Source organism: Serinicoccus sp. CNJ-927 (assembly GCF_001942435.1).
GTDB classification, from domain to species: Bacteria; Actinomycetota; Actinomycetes; order Actinomycetales; family Dermatophilaceae; genus Ornithinicoccus; species Ornithinicoccus marinus.
Window position 1 is genome coordinate 1 of the sequence record NZ_MKKF01000009.1, and the last position, 18621, is coordinate 18621.

Genomic DNA, 18621 nt, shown 5'->3' on the forward strand with positions numbered 1-18621 from the left:
CCAGACCCAGGAGGTGACCACCACCCTCGTCCCCGCCCTGACCGCCTAACCCCCCGACGAGGGATCACACACTCGTACACCACTCCACCGGACTTGACCTGAGGCGGGGGCCGCTGCGGTATGCCGGGAGTAGACCCTCGGCGATGCGGCGTCGCAGTGTCCGGATACTTATGCCAGTTCGTTCTGCTGCAGCGGCCAGGGACTCGTAGCGCCGAGCCTCGGCGGGTGCGCGCTCCATTGCATAGCTCATACCGCCCTAAGCCACGTAGCCCACCAGCACAGCATCAACCAGTTGATAAGACATGCGAACTACCTGTCGCGTAGCGCGATTCATGCTGACGCCCGGAAGTCAGTGCCCGCCTGTGCCCGACCCTAGGCAAGCACGGTGTCCAGCGTGTCCTTGATAGCGCGTGCGCGATCCCCGGGGTATCAGCGTGGCAGCAAATCCCGTCGCAGACTACGCTTACTCGCTCTTGGGACGCGCCAGTTCGGAGAGCTTGGTGGCAATCTCGGCGTCTCGGCCCTGAGCGGCGTGCTGGTAGCGCAGCGCGGCGGCTACGGTCGAGTGCCCTAGACGTGCCTGGAGCTCGGCGAGCGTGGCTCCGCTTAGGGCAGCCATGGTCGCGCCGGTGTGCCGCAGGTCGTGGATCCTGAGGTCGTCGCGTCCAGCGGCTGAGCGAGCCTTGCGCCACGCGGTGTGGAGCACCGTCGGCTGCAGATGACGCCGGTGGTCACTCCGGGAGGGGAACAGCAGCGCACCCGCTTCGGGCAGCACATGCTGCTCAAGGTGCTGTTGCAGCGCGGGGACGATATGCGGGGGCAGGCTCACCTCACGAGTGCCAGCCGCCGACTTGGAGTCCCGATGACCGGTTGGCCGCGGACCCAGGACACCGCCCGGGTCACCTCGACGACGCCGCGGTCCAGGTCAAGGTCGCGCGCAGCTCGAGCACCTCCCCCACCCGCAGGGCGCACCAGGCGCAGAGTAGGACAAGGGCGCCGAGCTGGTCCGGCATCTCCTCCACGAGCACATTTAGCTCGTCGAGCGTGGCCGGGCGAATCTGCTTCTTGGTCGGAGGGTTGGAGGCGCCGCGGACGCGGCACGGGTTGCTGGCGAGGAGCTCGTCACCCACCGCCGTGGTCAGGACGGCTCGCAACAGGGCGTACGCCCGTGCGTTGACCGTCGAATGGTCAGGGGAAAGGCCGGCCCACCACCGCCTTACGAGAGCCGGCGTAAGGTCCGAGACCAGTAGTCCCCGAACTCTGGCTCGAGGTAGCGCCGCAGCAGGTGCTCGTACCCTTCGACGGTCCGCGGCTTGAGGGGCCGGTCAACCAACCACTGACGGGCGCACTCGCCGAAGGTCGGTGGTGCCAACCGCTCGGCGACCTCGGCCCGACGCTTGGGCGCGACCCAGCCTTCGCCTTCGACCAACGCACGCTCATACGCGAGCCACGCCTCAGCGTCCGCCTTCGAGTCGAAGGTATGTGGGGCCGTGTGTCGCCCTAGGTCAGGTCCGGTGTAGCTCGCCTGCCACCGCTTGGACGGCAGCCGCCGCAGTGCCCCGAAGCCTCGTCTCGTCGCCATCACAGCCCCATTTTGTGCAACATTCGTGCAACTAGAGTGGGAGTTCGTGGGTATACGTGTCAGCGCCCGACGCGAGGGGCTACGGTCAAGTTGGCTGCGTTTGTGCAGTTCAGACGGCTAAAAGCCCTGGTCGGAAGGAGAGCTGGCGAAGGGACTCGAACCCTCAACCACCTGTTTACAAGACAGGTGCGCTACCAATTGCGCCACGCCAGCGCGTCCAGCGCGGAGGCCGGACAGCGCGTCGATGCTACCCGGCTCAGCCGATGACGTTGCTGTTGAGCCACTTCTGAAGGCTGACGACCGTGCGGTGGTTCATGTAGGTCGAGCCGTCGCGGGAGACGCCGATGTAGCTCTGCAGCGCGGCCTGCGACTTCGGGCCCCAGACGCCGTCGACGCCGGTGCCGACGCGGGCCTGCACGGCGCGGATGGTCGTGCCGTCCCACCGGCCGGTCTCGGAGACGCCCACCCAGCGCTGGATCGCCCTGGTCGTCAGCGGGCCGCGGATACCGTCGGCGACGAGCGGCGCCATCTGCGAGCCGCCACCTCCCCCACCTCCGCCGTCGTCACCGACGCGTGTCATGATGCTGGCGCTGATCCACCCCGAGCGGCCCTGCAGCTTCACCCAGCCGTTGCTCTGCACCCCCTGAAAGCGGGTGCCGTTGGCCGCACCGCCGATGACGCTGTGCCCGGTGCTCGGGCCGGAGCGGATGTTGGCGCCGGCTCCGGCGCTCACCTTCCACGTCTGCACCTCGCCGCGCGGCGGCTCCGGATCCGGCTGGGGCTCCGGCTCGGGGGCAGGACTGCCGCCACCGGGGTAGGGCTCGAGACCGTTGCTCATCGTCAGCCCGGCGCGTACCGAGCACACCGGCCAGGCGCCCGGCCCCTGCACCCGCAGCACGCGCTGCGCGACGGTGATCTGCTCCGCCTTCGTCGCCTGGTGGGCATACCCGGCGAACTCCTGCCCGCCGAAGCCCTTCCACGTCGGGTGCCAGAACTGCAGCCCGCCGTAGAACCCGTTGCCGGTGTTGATGCTCCAGTTGCCGCTCGACTCGCAGTCCGCGACGCGGTCCCACACGTTGTGGTCGTCCGCCGCAGCGCTCGGCGCGGTCAGGCCGACCGAGGCCAGCGACGCGGTGCCGGCGAGCGTGGCCTGACCGGCGCGGCGCAGGGCGACGCCGGTGCGGGCGACGCGATGACGGGCAGGGCGGGCCATGGGGTGGGTCCTTCCGGATGGGGCAGGTGTGACGCCTGGGACGAGGCGCCCGGACCACGGTAGGGCAGGGTCGGGCTCAGGGGAAGGCTTGTGTGACGAGTCTCACGGCATAAATACACCTCGTGAGGCTGCTGTGACGGTATGTCGTGGCCTCAAGGCAGCCCGAACGGCAGGTAGTCCAACGGCGTCGTCCCGCCCGGCAGCGGCCACCAGGAGACGACATCGCCGTCGAGCAGCGACCAGTAGGCCAGCGCCCCGCCACCCACCAGGCACAGCGTCACCACCACCATCGTCGGCACGCCCAGCGGCACCGCACCGCGCACCACCGTGCGCGACCCCCGCCGCAGCGGCGTGCTCCCCGGCCCCCACCACCCGAGCCAGCCACCGACGAGTGAGCCGACGGCGACCGCGACGGGGTGCGTCGGCCCGATCCCCGGCGCGACCGAGGTCGTCGTGAGCAGCCCGGAGACGACCAGCGCCACCACCCCGGCGATCGCCAGCGGCAGCAGCAGCGACAGCAGCGTCGACAGCGCCGCCGCCACGAGGTGCCACGGCGAGGCGAGCACCGCCATCGGCACGTCGCTGCGCCGACGCCCGGCCTCGTGCCGCCGGACGACCAGCCCGGTGAGCGCCCGGTCGACCGTCCGCGTCGTCAGGCCCCACACGGCATACAGCCCCCACGCGAGCAGCGGCGCGGCGCAGGCGACCGCCGCGAAGCCGAGCAGCATCGCGGCCAGGGTCCCGCTGCGCGAGCTGCGCCCGATCCGCGGGTCCGGCTGGCCCTGACCATGCGGGCCCCCGACCTCGGGGTATGCCCCGTCCCCCTCCGAGCGGGGCGGCACCTCGGCGCCCGGTCGCCGCTGCTCCGGCGCGGACCCCCATCCCTGCTGGCGCTGGTCCGGCGCAGGCGCCCACCCCTGCTGACGCTCGGCGTGGCGCTGCTCCGGGCGGGCGGCGTAGCGCTGCTGCTCGGCCGAGCTCGGCCACTGCTGCGGCTCGCGAGGGCGCACCGGCGGCGGAGGCACGGCGCCGCGCTCCCACTGCCGGGTGCTCGGCCCGGCCGGGGCGGCGCGGGTGACGTCCGGCATCCGGCGCGGCGCCTCGCGGGTGTGCTGCACCTGCGGCGTCACCTGGGTGGCGTCCGCGCCGCGGCCGCCGTGGTGCGCAGGGTCCTCCTGCGACAGCCGGGGCAGCGCGCCGGTGACGTCCTGGCCGCGGGCATACAGCTCGACCGCGGCGAGCACCTCCTCGGCACTCGGCCGCCACGAGGGGCGCGGCGAGAGAGCGGTCGCCAGCAGAGGCGCGAGCTCGGGGTCGACACCGTTCAGCTGCACCCGCCCCCGGACCACCCGGTCGAGCACCACGGTCATCGGGCCGCGGCCGAAGGGTGGCTGGCCGGAGGCGGCATACGCCAGGCACGCCGCCCAGCCCCACCAGTCGGTCGCCTCGGTGATCTCGCCGCCGTCGACGAGCTCGGGCGAGAGGTAGCCCGGTGTCCCCATGACCAGCCCGGTCGAGGTGAGCCGCACGTCATCGGCGACCTGCGCGATGCCGAAGTCGATGACCACCGGCTCCAGCCGCTCCCCCTCGCCGACGAGCAGCACGTTGCCCGGCTTGAGGTCGCGGTGCACGATGCCGAGCCCGTGGATCGCCTGCAGCGCCCCGGCCAGGCCGCGCGCGAGCCGCAGCAGCGCCTCCCGCCCCAGCGGCCCCTGCTCCTCGATGACGACGTCCAGCGGCCGCCCGGGGACGTAGTCCGTCACGATGTAGGGCGCCGGCCCGTCCACGTCGGCGTCGATCACCGCCGCGACCTGCGGGTGGTGCACCCGCGCGAGGGTGCTGACCTCGCGCCGGAGCCGCGCCCGTGCCCCCTCGTCGTGCGCGATGTGCGAGCGCAGCACCTTGATCGCGACCTCGCGGCCGCGCTCGTCGTCCGCCCGCCAGACCACCCCCATACCGCCCTCGCCGACGCGCTCGCGCAGCGTCCACGGACCCAGCGTGCGCGGCACGACGACCGGCACCGCCTCGGTGGCGTCCGCCGACGCCGGCCCGCCGCGACCGGTCGCGGGCACCGGGCGCGTCGCGTCGGGGCGCGCGTCGTCGGTGCGAGGCAGGTCGGCGGTCACGGGATCCACGGTATGCGCTCTTCCTGGGTCTGAGGCGAGTTCCCGGTGGACGTGGTGTGGCGGGTCGCCGCACACCTCCGCCGAGCGAGCGGTGACGGTGGTGTCGCCTAGGCTGGCCCACGACGACGACCACGGGGGACCTGGAGGAGCGTGCATGAGCAGCGAGCAGACCTACGACTTCGTGATCGCCGCCAACCGGCTGCCGGTGGACCGGCACACCGCCCCGGACGGCAGCACCGAGTGGCGCACGGCCCCCGGTGGGCTGGTCACCGCCATGGACTCGGTGATGCGCGGCTGGGACGGCGACGCCGCCTGGGTGGGCTGGCCCGGCTTCCCCGGTGAGGCTCCCGAGCCCTTCGACGAGGGCAAGCTGCGGCTGCACCCGGTGCCGCTGTCGGCCCAGGAGCTCTCCGACTACTACGAGGGCTTCTCCAACGACACCCTGTGGCCGCTCTACCACGACGTCATCGTCCCGCCGACCTTCCACCGCTCGTGGTGGACCTGCTACCGGGCGGTGAACCAGCGGTTCGCCGACGCGGTCTGCGAGGTCGCCGCCGGGGGCGCGACCGTGTGGGTCCACGACTACCAGCTGCAGCTCGTCCCGGCCCTGGTCCGGGACAAGCGCCCCGACGTGAGGATCGGCTGGTTCAACCACATCCCCTTCCCCCCGGTCGAGCTCTTCGCGCAGCTCCCCTGGCGCGAGAGCATCCTGCGCGGGCTGCTCGGCGCCGACTTCCTCGGCTTCCAGCGCCCCGACGACGCCCGCAACTTCGGCCGCTCGTGCCGCACCGTGCTCGGGGCCACCACCCGGGGCGAGAAGATCGAGTGGCAGGGCACCGACGACGACCGCCTCGGCGCCGCGCCCCGCACGGTGCGCGCCGCCGCCGTGCCCATCTCCATCGACGCCGCCGGCTTCCGTGAGCTCGCCGACTCCGACGTCGTCCAGCAGCGCGCCGAGGAGATCCGCGAGTCGCTGGGCAACCCGGAGGTCGTGCTGCTGGGGGTGGACCGCCTCGACTACACCAAGGGCATCCGGCACCGCCTGCGGGCCATCGGGGAGCTCTTCGACGACGGCGCGATCAGCCCCGACCAGGTGACCTTCATCCAGGTGGCGACGCCGAGCCGGGAGCGGGTCCAGGCATACCGCACCCTGCGCGAGCAGATCGAGGGCACCGTCGGGCGCATCAACGGCGACGTCTCCCACCTCGGCGCCACCGCGATCCACTACCTGCACCAGTCTTACCCGCGCGAGGAGATGGCCGCGCTCTACCGCGTCGCCGACGTCATGCTCATCACCCCACTGCGCGACGGCATGAACCTCGTCGCGAAGGAGTACGTCACCGCCCGCCACGACGGCAAGGGCGCCCTCGTGCTCTCGGAGTTCACCGGCGCCGCGGAGGAGATGCCGCAGGCCTACCGCTGCAACCCGCACGACATCGCCGGGCTCAAGGAGACGATCCTGCGAGCCATCAACGACGAGCCGGCGGAGAAGGAGCGGCGCATGCGGGCGCTGCGCCGCCGGGTGCGCAAGCACGACGTGCAGACCTGGGCGGCGGACTTCCTCGCCGGCCTCGAGGCCGCGCCCGAGCGTCCCTCCCGCAGCGGCGCGAAGGCCCAGGCGTGAGCCGGTCGCCCGAGCTCGACCGGGCGCTCGCCGGCTTCGCCGCCCACGAGCGGGTGCTCGTCGCCACCGACTTCGACGGGGTGCTGGCCCCACTGGTCGAAGACCCGATGGCCTCCCGCCCGGTCGAGGGAGGTATGCCCGCCCTTGCCGCCCTCGCCGACCTCCCCGGCACGACGGTCGCCCTGGTCAGTGGTCGGGCGCTCGACCCCTTGCGCGAGCTCTCGGGCGCGCAGGACCCGCTCGTGCTCATCGGCAGCCACGGCGCCGAGGACTCCCGGCAGCCCGGTGGCCTCGCGCTCGACGACGACCAACGGGCGTTGCTGGAGCGCCTCGACGAGGAGCTCGCCGCCTTCCGCGTGGACCATCCCGGCGCCCGGCTGGAGAGCAAGCCAGCCGCCCGCGTGGTGCACACGCGTGGGCTTCCCGAGGCCGAGGCCGAGGCCGCGCTCGCGGCGGCGCAGGAGCTGGGGGCGCGGCACACCCGGCTGGAGGTGACGCCAGGCAAGGGCGTCGTCGAGCTGGCTGCGGCGCACGTCGGTAAGGGCGTCGCCCTCGTCGCGCTGGCCACCGAGCTCGGCGCCGACGCGGTCTTCTACGCCGGTGACGACCTGACCGACGAGCACGGCTTCGCCGCCCTGGCCGACGACGCGGACACCGAGCGCGCCGGGCGCGCGCTCACGGTCCGGGTCGGCGACGGCGAGACCGCCGCCCGCTTCCGGGTCGACGACGAGCACGCCATGGTCGAGCTGCTCCAGGCCCTCCTGGCCGCCCGCCAGCGCTGACCGGCCGCCCTCCCCCAGCCATCACCCACCAAGCGTCGCGAGTGGTTGCCCTCAGCGCGGCGCGGGCCCGGTCGACTCGCGCAGGATGAGCTCGGGGTCGAAGAGGTACTCCCGCCGGTCCACCGGCTCCCCCGCGATCTCCTCCAGCACCGCCGTCACCGCCGCCTCGGCCATCCCCATGACGTCCATCCGCACCGTCGTCAGCGGCGGGTCGACGAAGGTCATGAAGGGCACGTCGTCCCCACCCACGACCGACAGGTCCTCCGGCACCCGCCTGCCCAGCGCGGCCGCCGCCCGGAAGACGCCGAGGGCCATGACGTCCGAGCCGCAGATGATCCCGGTCGCCCCCGTCTCGATGAGCTGCCGCCCGGCCGCGGCACCGCCCTCGACGGAGAAGAGCGTCGTGCAGACCAGCTCGTCCAGGTCGACGCCCGGCACGTCCCCCATCGCCTCGCGGAAACCCTCGACCCGCCGCTGGACCGGGACATACCGCGCCGGTCCGGTCGCGAAACCGATCCGGGTATGCCCGAGGTCGCGCAGGTGCCGCACCGCCAGCCGCATCGACGCGTGGTCGTCGTGGCTGATGAAGGTGGCGTCGACCCCCTCGCGGTAGCCGTTGACCAGCGCGATCGGCAGGCCCCGGTCGCGCAGCGCGGTGTAGCGCTCGATGTCGGCCTTGCTGTCGGCGTGGTAGCCGCTGACGAAGACGATCGCCGAGACGCCGCGGTCGAGCAGCATCTGGACGTACTCGTCCTCGTGAACGCCCCCCGGCGTCTGGGTGCACAGCACCGGCGTGAAGCCGGCCGCCGCCATCTGCGTCTCGATCGACTGGGCGAACATCGGGAAGACCGGGTTGGTCAGCTCGGGCGTGATGAGCCCGACGAGCCCGGCGCTGTTGCGCCGCAGCTTGCTCGGCCGCTCATAGCCCAGCACGTCGACCGCGGTCAGCACCGCCTGCCGCGTGCTCGAGGCCACGCCCGGCTTGTCGTTGAGCACCCGACTCACGGTCGCCTCGCTGACGCCGGCATAGGCCGCGAGGTCGGCCAGCCGCCCCCGGCCCGTCGTGCTCTGGGCCGTCCGCTTGGACGGGATCATCGTGCTCACCAGCCACCTCGGTAGGTCTCGGGCACCGGCTCCCAGGCCGGTGAGTCGGTCGGCCAGGTCCAGACGGACACACCCGGCCCGGCGGCAGAGAGGCGCAGCGACCCCTCACCGTGCTCAAGGCCCTCGGCCACGCCGGCGCGGCGCTCGGCGGCGCCCGCACCGGGCAGCTGGGCCGCGTCGATCGTCACGGGGTCGTGCGCGGCCCGCGCGACGTGCACCAGCGCGGTCTGCTCGGGGTGCTCCCGCAGATAGACCATGGCCTCACCCTCAGCATAGAGCCAGCGCATCCCGCCGCCCCAGAGCGCGGGGCAGTCGTGCCGCAGCGCGACGAGCCCCCGGTAGTGCTCGGCCAGCTCCTCGTCCCACCGCCCGTCCGCGGTGCCGCGGGAGTCCCACGGCATGGGCCGGCGGCCGTCCTCGCCGAAGTCGCCCGGTATGCCGATCTCGTCGCCGTAGGTGATCATCGGGATCCCCGGCATGGTCAGCAGCAACCCGGCCGCGACCTTGACCTGCTCGACGTCGTCCCCGACCAGCGTCCGCACCCGGGTCGTGTCGTGCGAGCCGACCAGCGTCATCGAGTGCGACCACGACCGCCACGGCACCAGCGAGGAGAACTCCCGCATCGTCTCGGCCACAAGATCGGCCCCCAGCCGCGGCACCGGCAGCGGGCTGCCGAGGAACTTCGGCGCGAAGCCCGGCGCCCGCAGCCAGTTCCACACCGGCCGGGTGAAGCCGGAGTAGTTCATCACCCCGTGCCAGCCGTCGCCGTCGACGTCCCGGCTGTGGTCGTGGGTGTGCTCGGCGACCAACAGCCCCTGCCCGCCGGTCGCCCGGTCCACGGCGGCCCGGGTCTCGCGGGCCACCTGGTGGGTGAGGTCGACGCCCTTGTAGCGCCCGGTCATGTTGGCGACGTCGACCCGCCAGGAGTCGAAGCCGCCGCCCTCCCCCAGCCAGCGCTCGATGACCGACCCCGGCCCCTCGGTGAGCCTGGCCCGCAGCCCGTGGGCGGAGTGGTCCAGCTTGGGCAGGCTCGCCACGCCCAGCCAGGTGACCCACCGCTCGTCGTCGCGGACGTACCACCCACCCTGCTCGCCGTCCGGGTCCTGCCGGGCGGCGGCATACCACTCGTGCCCGTCACCGGTGTGGTTGGTCGTGATGTCGCCCATGACGCGCAACCCTCGCTCGTGCGCCTCCTCCTGCAGTCGCAGCAGCGCCGCGTCGCCGCCGAGGACCGGGTCGACCGCCTCGAAGGTGCTCGCGTCGTAGCGGTGGTTGGAGCGCGCGGGGAAGACCGGGGTGAGGTAGACGACGTCCACGCCGAGGTCGACGAGGTGGTCCAGCCGCTCGCGCACGCCGTCGAGGGTGCCGCCGAAGACCTGGACCGGGTTGGCGGCGCGCTCCAGCGACACCGGGTCCTCCCACCGCGCCGGGACCGCCCAGTCCGGAAGGTCGGTGCGCGGCCCCCCGGGGTCGCCGTCCGGCTCGACGCCGGCGTCGCGGGCGAAGCGGTCGGGGAAGATCTGGTAGACCACCGCCCGCTGCGCCCACTCCGGCGGCGCCGGGTGGGTCGTGATGCGGAAGTCGCTCGTGTCGGGCACGTCGCGCGGGTGCACCCCGGTGCCGTTGAGCCAGGCATACCCGTCGCCACCGGCTCCCTCGAGCAGGAAGCGGTAGTTCGTGACCGGGTTGTGGCAGGTGATCTCGGCCTGCCACCAGTCCTCGTGGTCGTCGGAGTGCACGACGCGGGCAGCGGTGAAGAACTGCTCGCCGTCCGGGGTGGTGCGGACATGGACCGCACCGACCCCGGCCGCGTGCGGGACACGCACACGGACGGCGACCACGGCTCCAGGAGCCGGGTGCTGCTCGCTGACGTAGAGCGGCGACCCGTCGTGGTGGGGATCAGCCGCCTCGGTCACTTCACCGAGCCTGAAGTCAGGCCACCGATCAGCTGCTTCTGCAGGCCCAGATAAACCAAGACCGGAGGGATGGAGGCTACGAGGGCACCCGCGCAGAACATACCGAAGTAGCGGTTCTGGTCAGCCATGTTGAGCGAGTAGAGGCCGACGCCCAGCGTCCGCTGGTCCTGATCCAGAAGGAAGATGCTCGCGAGCAGAAACTCGCCCCACAGCATGACGAAGGCGAGGATGCCGACGGTTGCCAGGATCGGCGCGACCAGTCGCAGCGTCATGGTGAAGAAGATGCGGGCATGGCTGGCGCCGTCCATCTTGGCGGCCTCGTCCATCTCCTTGGGGATGGTGTCGAAGTAGCCCTTGAGCAACCACACGTTGGACCCCATGGCGCCGCCCAGGTAGACCAGCAGCAGGCCCCACAGAGTGTTCAGCCCAATCTCGGGGATAACCTCCCCGATCCGCAGGAACATCACGTAGAGCGCGGGGAAGGCAAGCAGGGCTGGGAACATCTGGGCCAGCAGCAGCGACATCAGTCCAGCCCGGCGACCGGCCCAGCGCAGCCGGGAGAAGGCAAACGCCGCCGCGGCTCCGATGAAGACCTGGAATATCGTGCCCAAGCCCGCCACGACGAGAGAGTTCCGGAACCACGTCCAGAACGGGAACGTCGTCGAGGAGAATAGATCTTCGAAGTTGTTCGTCGAGAACTGCCGGGGGATCGGTGAGGACGCACTGAGTGTGCCGGCCGGGTTGAGCGCCGCGGACAGGATGAAAAGTACCGGAAACAGCGCCCACACCAGCGCGACGAGCGCTAGAGCATGCCGCCACCACACGCCGGAGCGGCGCCTCATGCTCCGGGACTGCTGCTTGTGTGCTGGCCGCTGGGGCTGCTTGGTTGTCTCTGACACGGATGCCGTCATGGTCAGTTCACCTCTTCCAGGGCGGCGGACTGGCGGAAGCCGAGATAGCTGATCGTTCCAACAAGCAGGAAGATCACAATGCTGACAGCCGACGCGAGCCCGATATTGGGCGTGCCTGACTCGAGCGCGAGCCGGTAGGCGAAGTTGATGAGCAGGTCGGTGTTGCCCACGAGGCTGTTACCCGAGTCGAATGGTCCACCACCCGTCACCAGGTAGATGAGAGTGAAGTTGTTGAAGTTGAAGGCGAAGGACGCCACGAGCAGCGGCCCGACCGCCACCAGCAGCAGCGGCATCGTCACCGACACCAGCGTTCGGACCGGCCCTGCCCCGTCGACGGAGGCCGCTTCCTTGACATCTGAGGGGACGGACTGCAGCGCCCCGGTGCAGATGAGGAACATGTAGGGGAAACCCAGCCAGAGGTTGGTCAGCAGCAGCGCGAAACGCGCGGCCCACGGATCACCGAGCCAGTTGATGCTGAGTCCGGTGACCTCGTTGATCAACCCGAACTGCGCGTTGAACATCGCCGCCCACACGAGTCCGGTCACGAAGATCGGCAGAGCATAGGGCAGGATCAAGAGGGACCGGTAGAACCCCTTGCCCTTAAGCCGCGGGTCGTTGAAGAGCAACGCGAGCAGCATCCCCAGGATGAAAGTGCTCCCGACGCTCAGCAGGGGGAAAGCCAGGTTCCACAAGAAGATCTTGAGGAAGCCCGTCCTGAAGGTGGGGTCGGTGAAGATGGTCCGGAAGTTGTCGAAGCCGACGTTCTCGGTCCACCCCGCCGGCAGCGCCGCGCCGACGCCGTCCTCGGGGACGAAGTTGCCTTCCTGCGCGACGTACCGCTTGCCCTCCGCGGTGGTCATCACGTCGGCGTCCTCGTCGTAGGTGATGGTCGGCGCCCGACGAACGCCTGGGAGGTAGTCGCCGGCTTGACCGCGGCCTCCCCCTCTTCGCCGACCGGCACAGCAAAGTCCTGGACGTCTTGGGCCCGCTCGTTCGCTTCCATGAGGTTCAGCACCCGGTACCCCGGTGCGGTGCCGATGGTGCCGTTGCCCAGCACCTCCACCCCATCGGCCGAGAGCGGCTGCAATCCCTCCTCGGTGCCGACGAAGAGCCGGGTGCCGTCGTCGGTGATGTTCTCCCCGAGTTCGGCCTCGCCGCCCTCCTCGGCACCCTCCTCCAGCTCGCTACCGTCCTCGGCGGGTGCAACGGTGAGCAGCAGGGACAGTTCACCGGTCTCTATCGCCGCCCCCTCCGGCACCGCGACCGACATGCCGTAGCGGGGGGCGTCGGGATCCTGGCGCACCGACTGCCCTGATCGCGACGATGGCCTCTTCCTTGCTCAGGGTGTGCCCGTCGCCATAATTGGTGAAGGCGGTGGCCGCTGTGTAGATGATCGGCCACATCTGGAAGAGCAGGAGCAGGATGAGCCCGGGCAGAAGGTACTTCGCCGGGATCATCCGGCGGGTGGAGTAGACCACGAGGATGCTCATCGCGATGAAGGCCACGACGATGACGATCAGCCATGAGCCGGCCTCGATGGCCTGCTGAGCCGAGAAGGCCAAGATCCCCACCGACAGCACGATGAGCAACCACTTGACCGCGTGCACCCATCCGGGTGTCCGACCCACCTCGCTGACTCTGCGTGCGGCATGCGGGTCGGTGTCAGGTGGCTCGACGACGGTCTGGGACATGGGTGTCTCCTCGCGGCTGCGCTGGCTCGGGCAAGTATTGGGTCATGCCCCGGGTCGACGGGCGGGCAGTGCTGCCCGTCGACCCGGGTCAGCGAGGGTCAGAGGGCGCCCTCGACCTCGCTCTGGGCGGTGCCCAGCCGCTCCGCCGCGTCGTTGCCGGAGACGATGTCGGCGGTGGCCTTGCCCAGCGGGCCCCAGACCGCGTTCATCTGTGGGATGTTGGGCATCGGGGTGCCGCCCTCGGCCGCCTGGCCCCAGGACTCGATGTCCTCGTTGTCCGCCGCGACCTGCTCATAGGCCTCGGTGAGGGCCGGGGGACGGTCCCCCGCCTCGTAGAGCGAGACCTGCACGTCGGCCCGGCTCACGTACTCTTGCACGAAGGTCTGCGCGATCTGCGGGTTCTGCGACTCGGCGGAAACGTAAAAGCCGTTGACACCCAGGAACGGGGTTGTCTCCCCACCGTCCTCGAAGTCCGGGATCGGGCTGATGGCGTAGTTGATGCCGGCTTCGGTGGTCTGCTCGATCGCCCACGGGCCGGAGACAAGGTAGGCGGTGTTGCCTTCGACGAACTGCGGGATGGTGTTGGAGCCGTCCAGATTGACGGTCAGCGCCTCCTGCTCGGCGAGCCAGGCGATCTTCTCCCCACCCTGGACGGTCTCCTCGGAGTCGATGATGACCTCGCTTGCGTCGAAGCCGCCCTCCTCGAGCAACGGGAAGATCCCGCCGCCGTAGGCCGCGAGGTAGGGGTACATGTTGTAGGCGTCGCCCTCCTGACCCAGTTGCTGAGCCATGACCAGCTCGGCCTCGCCGTCGGAGACCAGCTGGGCGCCGGTCTCGACCAGGGCCTCCATCGTCTCCGGCTCATCGGGAGCCAGCTCGGTGTTGCGGATCAGCGCCAGCGACTCCACGGAGTAGGGCACGCCGTAGGTCTGGCCCTCATAGGTGAAGGCCTCGATCGAGTCGGGGTTGAACCGCCCGCTCAGGTCGGAAGCCAGCTGCACGGGGGCCACGACGTTGTTTTGGACCAGCTCGCCGAGCCAGTCGTGTGCTCCGACCGCAATGTCCGGGCCGGCGCCGGCCCCGACCGAGTCCTTGAACTGCTCGCGCAGGTTCTCGTTGGCGACGACCTGGAGGGTCACCGGCACCCCGGTCTCCTCCTCGAAGGTCGCGGCGACGTCCTCGAGCGCGGCCGCACGCAGGTCGTCGGCCCAGATGACCAGACTCGTGCCGTCGCTTGCCGCGGGCGCGCCCTCCGAGGTCGCCGCAGAATCAACTCCGCCCTCGTCCTCGGCGGCCGCGTCGTCGCCCGAGCTCTCCTCGACGTTCGCGCCGGAGTCGGTGTTCTCCTCGCCCGACTCGCCGCCGCAGGCGGACAGCAGCAGGGCCGCCGCGCTGGTGATGGCTACAGCACCGGTGGTGCGCTTCATGGTTCTCCTTCGAACAGTGGTGAGGTCACCGGCCCCGCGCTGCCCGAGAGCGGCGACGGTGCCGCGGTTGCCGTCACGGAAGGTGATCTCCGGCAACCGGTGCCGTCAGTATGCAAGAACCCGGCGAGTAGTGCAAGAACTTGCAGGAAAGTGGTCGGTCACGATCTGCTAACGTGACGCCCGTCACCGGCAACGGCGCCTTTGACGGCATACCACCGCCACCCTCGCCGCCCGGAGATGACCTCGCGTCAACCGGCGCCGGGTCAGTCCTTTACGACGGATCGTCCGGCACGTACCTGCCGGTGAAGGAGAAGCAACATGGCAACGGTGACCTATGACAAGGCCACGCGCATCTACCCGGGGGCGGACACCCCCTCCGTGGACGAGCTGGAGATCGAGATCGCCGACGGCGAGTTCCTCGTCCTCGTCGGCCCTTCCGGCTGCGGCAAGTCCACCTCCCTGCGCATGCTCGCCGGGCTGGAGGAGGTGAACGGCGGTCGCATCCTCATCGGCGACAAGGACGTCACCCACATGCCGCCCAGGGACCGCGACGTCGCGATGGTCTTCCAGAACTACGCGCTCTACCCGCACATGACGGTCGCCGACAACATGGGCTTCGCGCTCAAGATCGCCGGCAAGTCCAAGACCGAGATCCGTGAGCGGGTCGAGGAGGCCGCCAAGATCCTGGACCTGACGCAGTACCTCGAGCGCAAGCCCAAGGCGCTCTCCGGTGGTCAGCGTCAGCGCGTCGCGATGGGCCGCGCGATCGTCCGGCAGCCGCAGGTCTTCCTCATGGACGAGCCGCTGTCGAACCTCGACGCCAAGCTGCGCGTGCAGACCCGCACCCAGATCGCCTCGCTGCAGCGCCGCCTCGGCGTCACCACCGTCTACGTCACCCACGACCAGGTCGAGGCCATGACGATGGGCGACCGCGTGGCGGTCCTTAAGGACGGCATCCTGCAGCAGTGCGACAGCCCGCGGCACATGTACGACCACCCGAACAACGTCTTCGTCGCCGGCTTCATCGGCTCCCCGGCCATGAACCTCATGACCGTTCCGGTCGCCGACGGCGGCATCAAGCTCGGTGACTACGTCCACCCGGTCGACCGCGAGGTGCTCTCCAAGGCCGGCAGCGAGCTGGTGCTCGGTGTCCGTCCCGAGGACGTCGACCTGTCCGACTCCGGCCGCGGTCTGCCGATCGAGATCGACGTCGTCGAGGAGCTCGGCGCGGACGCCTACGTCTACGGCGAGCTGCCCGGCGCCGACGCGACCGACAAGCCGTTCATCGCGCGCGTCGACGGTCGCACCCCGCCGAAGAAGGGCGAGATCGTGCACTTCACCCCCAAGGGCGACCACGTGCACCTCTTCAACGCCGAGTCCGGCGAGCGCATCAGCAGCTGAGCAACCCCGAGAAGCGCGCCTCGCGCCGCACGGGCGCGAGGCGCGCTGACGGCATACGGCGCACGAGGCCGCCTGTCCCACCCGGGGCAGGCGGCCTCGTGCGCGTCCGCCCCTCCCCACCGAGCGCCGCCAATGGTTGCCCCAGCCCCCACCGAGCGCCCCGAATGGTCGGCCGTCATCCACACCGTTCACCGCTGCGCGCACCTGTCCACAGATTCGACCCCTGGCCATTCACCGGTGGGTGAGGTGGGAGGGCGAGTTCCGCAAGCTCCCCCTGGTCCCTCGACCCAGAGTGACACCCGGGTGAGTCCAGGAGGTCCACGCAACCATTCACGACGCTCGGTGCGGCCCAGGGCAACCACTCACGACGCTCGGTGGGCCCTAGGGCAACCATTCACGACGCTCGGTGGGGTCGGGACCGGGCCTGGCGTCGCTACGCTTCAGGTATGCCGCTCGACATCAGCGCGATCAAGCCGGACCCGGCGATGCTCGACCTGCCGTGGGAGGTGCCGCTCGAGGAGTGGCCGGAGAGCCACCTGGCCACGCTCCCCCGCGGGATCTCGCGCCACGTCGTGCGTTTCGTGCGGCTGGGCGGCAAGGTGCTGGCGGTCAAGGAGATCGCCGAGCCGCTGGCCCGGCGCGAGTTCCGCACCCTGCGCAGCCTGCGGCGGCTCGACCTGCCCAGCGTCAAGCCGCTGGCCGTCGTGGCCCGCCGCACCGACGCCGACGGCCAGCCGCTGGACGCCTGCCTCGTCACCCAGCACCTCAAGTTCTCACTGCCCTACCGCGCCGTCTTCAGCCAGCGGATGCGCCCCGACACCGCACGTCGCACCCTCGACGCGCTGGCCGTGCTCCTCGTCCGGCTCCACCTGGCCGGCTGCTTCTGGGGCGATGTGTCGCTGTCCAACACCCTCTTCCGCCGCGACGCCGGCGACTTCGCGGCCTACCTCGTCGACGCCGAAACAGCCGAGATCCACCCCGAGCTGTCCCGCGGCCAGCGCGAGCACGACCTCTTCGTCGCGCACGGCAACATCGCCGGCGAGCTCATGGACCTCGAGGCCGCGGGCTCGCTCGACGAGGGCGAGGACCCGATCGAGATCGCCAACCGGATCATGCACCGCTACGAGCTGCTCTGGGACGAGCTCACCGGCGAGGAGCGCTTCGAGCGCGGCGACCGCTGGCGGGTGGACGAGCGGATGCGCCGTCTCAACAACCTCGGCTTCGACGTCGACGAGCTGGAGATGACGACCGACTTCGACGGGGCATACATCCGCATCCAGCCCAAGGTCGTTGACGCCGGCCACCACTCCCGCCGCCTCATGCGCCTCACCGGCCTCGACGTCGAGGAGAACCAGGCCCGCCGGCTGCTCAACGACCTCGACGCCTACCGCGCCGGCACCGACCGGCAGGACGACGACGAGGAGCTCGTCGCGCACGACTGGCTCTCCCGGATCTACGAGCCGATCACCCGCTCGGTCCCCCGCGAGCTGCGCTCCAAGCTGGAGCCGGCCGAGCTCTTCCACGAGATCCTCGAGCACCGGTGGTACCTCTCCGAGCAGCGCGGCCACGACATCCCCATCGAGGACACCGTCGAGGACTACGTCGCGACCGTCCTCCCGACCAAGCCGGACGAGATCTCGGTGCTCGGCGTCGACACCGAGGAGATCCCGATCCGGGCCCGGATCTCCTCCTGACCTGCTCAGGTATGCCGGACCGAGCGCGGGACACGGGCTGCCCGGTCAACCACCGCGACGCTCGGTGGGTTCAGCAGCAACCACTCACGGCGCTCGGTGGGGGGTAAGAACAACCATTCGCGACGCTCGGTCGTGAGAGGAGAGTCAGCGGCTGGCGCGGCTGGTGCAGCGTCGCGCGTGCTCAGCCCCGGGCGCGCAGGCTGGCGATCTCGTAGAGCGTCACCGCGGTGGCGATGCCGGCGTTGAGCGACTCCGTGACCGCCGCCATGGGGATCGACACGACCTGGTCGCAGGTCTCGCGGACCAGCCGTGACAGGCCCTTGCCCTCCGATCCCACGACGACCACGAGCGGCTGGTCGGCCAGCTCGAGCCCGGGCAGCGAGACGTCGCCGTCGGCGTCGAGCCCGACGACGAAGAAACCGGCCTTGCGGTAGGCCTCCAGCGCCCGGGTGAGGTTGGTCGCCTGGGCGACGGGGATGCGGGCCGCCGCGCCGGCGGACGTCTTCCACGCCGCCGCCGTCATCCCCGCCGAGCGCCGCGCCGGCACGAGCACCCCGTGGGCGCCGAAGGCACCGGCCGAGCGGACGATCGCCCCCAGGTTGCGCGGGTCGGTGATCGCGTCGAGCGCCACGACCAGCGGCGTGCCCGGCAGCTGCTGGGCGAGCAGGTCGTCGGGGTGGGCGTAGTCGTAGGGCGGCACCGTCAGGGCCAGGCCCTGGTGCACGGCGCCGTCGGTCATCCGGTCCAGCTCGCCGCGCGGCGACTCCATGACGGCGATGCCGGCCTCGGTCGCCAGGGCGATGCTCTCCTTGACCCGGTCGTCGGACTCCATCCGGGCGCCGACGTGCAGCGCGGTGCCGGGGACGCCGGTGCGCAGCGCCTCGAGCACGCTGTTGCGCCCCGCGACCACCTCGGTCAAGCCCTTGGCCCGGCGACCGCCCGAGCCGCCGCGACCTGCCCCGCCACGAGTGGCGCCGGCCTTGTCCGCCCGCGCGGCCCGTCGCGCCGCGGGGTGCCCGGTGCGGTCCTCGGCCCGCGGCGTCGGGCCCTTGCCCTTGAGCTGCTTGCGGCGCTGACCGCCGGAGCCGACGACCATGCCCTTCTTGTTGGTGGTGCGCGCCGCGCGGCGCCGCTGGTTGCCTGCCATGTC

16 protein-coding genes and 1 tRNA gene are annotated in these 18621 nt (G+C 71.0%); 4 read left to right on the forward strand and 13 right to left on the reverse strand.

Features of this window, described 5'->3' with window-relative positions:
• Positions 1–463 precede the first annotated feature (463 nt).
• From BJF86_RS18610 to BJF86_RS03395, 5 genes are all read right to left on the reverse strand, one after another.
• Positions 464–829, reverse strand: a complete 366-nt coding sequence (locus tag BJF86_RS18610) for a tyrosine-type recombinase/integrase (RefSeq protein WP_237768062.1) — start codon at positions 827–829, stop codon at positions 464–466.
• Positions 830–899: 70 nt separating this feature from the next.
• Complete coding sequence (locus BJF86_RS18615; RefSeq protein ID WP_237768063.1) at positions 900–1154, reverse strand: hypothetical protein; 255 nt, start codon at positions 1152–1154, stop codon at positions 900–902.
• A gap of 568 nt (positions 1155–1722) precedes the next feature.
• Positions 1723–1795 (reverse strand) — tRNA-Thr (locus BJF86_RS03385).
• Positions 1796–1838: 43 nt separating this feature from the next.
• Positions 1839–2795: a transglycosylase family protein gene (locus tag BJF86_RS19470; RefSeq protein WP_075816977.1), complete on the reverse strand. Its 957-nt coding sequence runs from the start codon at positions 2793–2795 to the stop codon at positions 1839–1841.
• A gap of 152 nt (positions 2796–2947) precedes the next feature.
• Positions 2948–4921 carry a serine/threonine-protein kinase gene (locus tag BJF86_RS03395; RefSeq protein ID WP_075816978.1) on the reverse strand — a complete coding sequence of 658 codons (1974 nt, stop codon included), beginning with the start codon at positions 4919–4921 and terminating at the stop codon, positions 2948–2950.
• A gap of 154 nt (positions 4922–5075) precedes the next feature.
• Here BJF86_RS03395 and BJF86_RS03400 point away from each other — a divergent pair, with 154 nt between their 5' ends.
• Both BJF86_RS03400 and otsB read left to right on the forward strand, forming a co-directional pair.
• Positions 5076–6545, forward strand: a complete 1470-nt coding sequence (locus tag BJF86_RS03400; protein ID WP_075816979.1) for an alpha,alpha-trehalose-phosphate synthase (UDP-forming) — start codon at positions 5076–5078, stop codon at positions 6543–6545.
• The gene (gene otsB, locus BJF86_RS03405; RefSeq protein WP_075816980.1) at positions 6542–7327 is read left to right on the forward strand and encodes a trehalose-phosphatase; all 786 of its coding nucleotides are present in this window, start codon (positions 6542–6544) and stop codon (positions 7325–7327) included. Before BJF86_RS03400 ends, otsB begins: the two co-directional genes overlap by 4 nt.
• Positions 7328–7378: 51 nt before the next feature.
• On the opposite strand, the gene BJF86_RS03410 is transcribed toward otsB, so the two are convergent.
• From BJF86_RS03410 to BJF86_RS03430, 7 genes are all read right to left on the reverse strand, one after another.
• Positions 7379–8422 carry a LacI family DNA-binding transcriptional regulator gene (locus BJF86_RS03410; RefSeq protein WP_075817014.1) on the reverse strand — a complete coding sequence of 348 codons (1044 nt, stop codon included), beginning with the start codon at positions 8420–8422 and terminating at the stop codon, positions 7379–7381.
• A gap of 5 nt (positions 8423–8427) precedes the next feature.
• Positions 8428–10347, reverse strand: a complete 1920-nt coding sequence (locus BJF86_RS03415) for a glycoside hydrolase family 13 protein (protein WP_143553675.1) — start codon at positions 10345–10347, stop codon at positions 8428–8430.
• Positions 10344–11189: a sugar ABC transporter permease gene (locus BJF86_RS03420; protein ID WP_052327895.1), complete on the reverse strand. Its 846-nt coding sequence runs from the start codon at positions 11187–11189 to the stop codon at positions 10344–10346. Before BJF86_RS03420 ends, BJF86_RS03415 begins: the two co-directional genes overlap by 4 nt.
• Positions 11190–11260: 71 nt before the next feature.
• A complete protein-coding gene (locus BJF86_RS18630) occupies positions 11261–12118 on the reverse strand; it encodes an ABC transporter permease subunit (RefSeq protein ID WP_237768069.1) in 858 nt (285 codons plus the stop codon).
• Positions 12118–12528, reverse strand: coding sequence for a hypothetical protein (locus BJF86_RS18635; protein WP_237768064.1), 411 nt, complete (start codon positions 12526–12528; stop codon positions 12118–12120). The genes BJF86_RS18630 and BJF86_RS18635 overlap by 1 nt, the downstream gene beginning before the upstream one ends.
• Positions 12485–12886: a hypothetical protein gene (locus BJF86_RS18640; protein WP_237768065.1), complete on the reverse strand. Its 402-nt coding sequence runs from the start codon at positions 12884–12886 to the stop codon at positions 12485–12487. Before BJF86_RS18640 ends, BJF86_RS18635 begins: the two co-directional genes overlap by 44 nt.
• Before the next feature lie 161 nt (positions 12887–13047).
• On the reverse strand, positions 13048–14472 hold the full coding sequence (locus BJF86_RS03430; RefSeq protein WP_237768066.1) for a maltose ABC transporter substrate-binding protein: 1425 nt from the start codon (positions 14470–14472) through the stop codon (positions 13048–13050).
• Between the two features lie 222 nt (positions 14473–14694).
• Between BJF86_RS03430 and BJF86_RS03435 the strand changes: the two genes are divergently transcribed.
• Entirely contained in the window at positions 14695–15777 is a 1083-nt protein-coding gene (locus tag BJF86_RS03435) for an ABC transporter ATP-binding protein (protein WP_075816983.1), read from the forward strand.
• A 446-nt stretch (positions 15778–16223) separates the two neighbouring features.
• Positions 16224–17471: a DUF4032 domain-containing protein gene (locus tag BJF86_RS03440; RefSeq protein WP_075816984.1), complete on the forward strand. Its 1248-nt coding sequence runs from the start codon at positions 16224–16226 to the stop codon at positions 17469–17471.
• A 181-nt stretch (positions 17472–17652) separates the two neighbouring features.
• Here BJF86_RS03440 and rlmB read toward each other — a convergent pair whose 3' ends face one another.
• Positions 17653–18618, reverse strand: a complete 966-nt coding sequence (gene rlmB / locus BJF86_RS03445) for a 23S rRNA (guanosine(2251)-2'-O)-methyltransferase RlmB (RefSeq protein WP_075816985.1) — start codon at positions 18616–18618, stop codon at positions 17653–17655.
• Between the last annotated feature and the right edge of the window lie 3 nt (positions 18619–18621).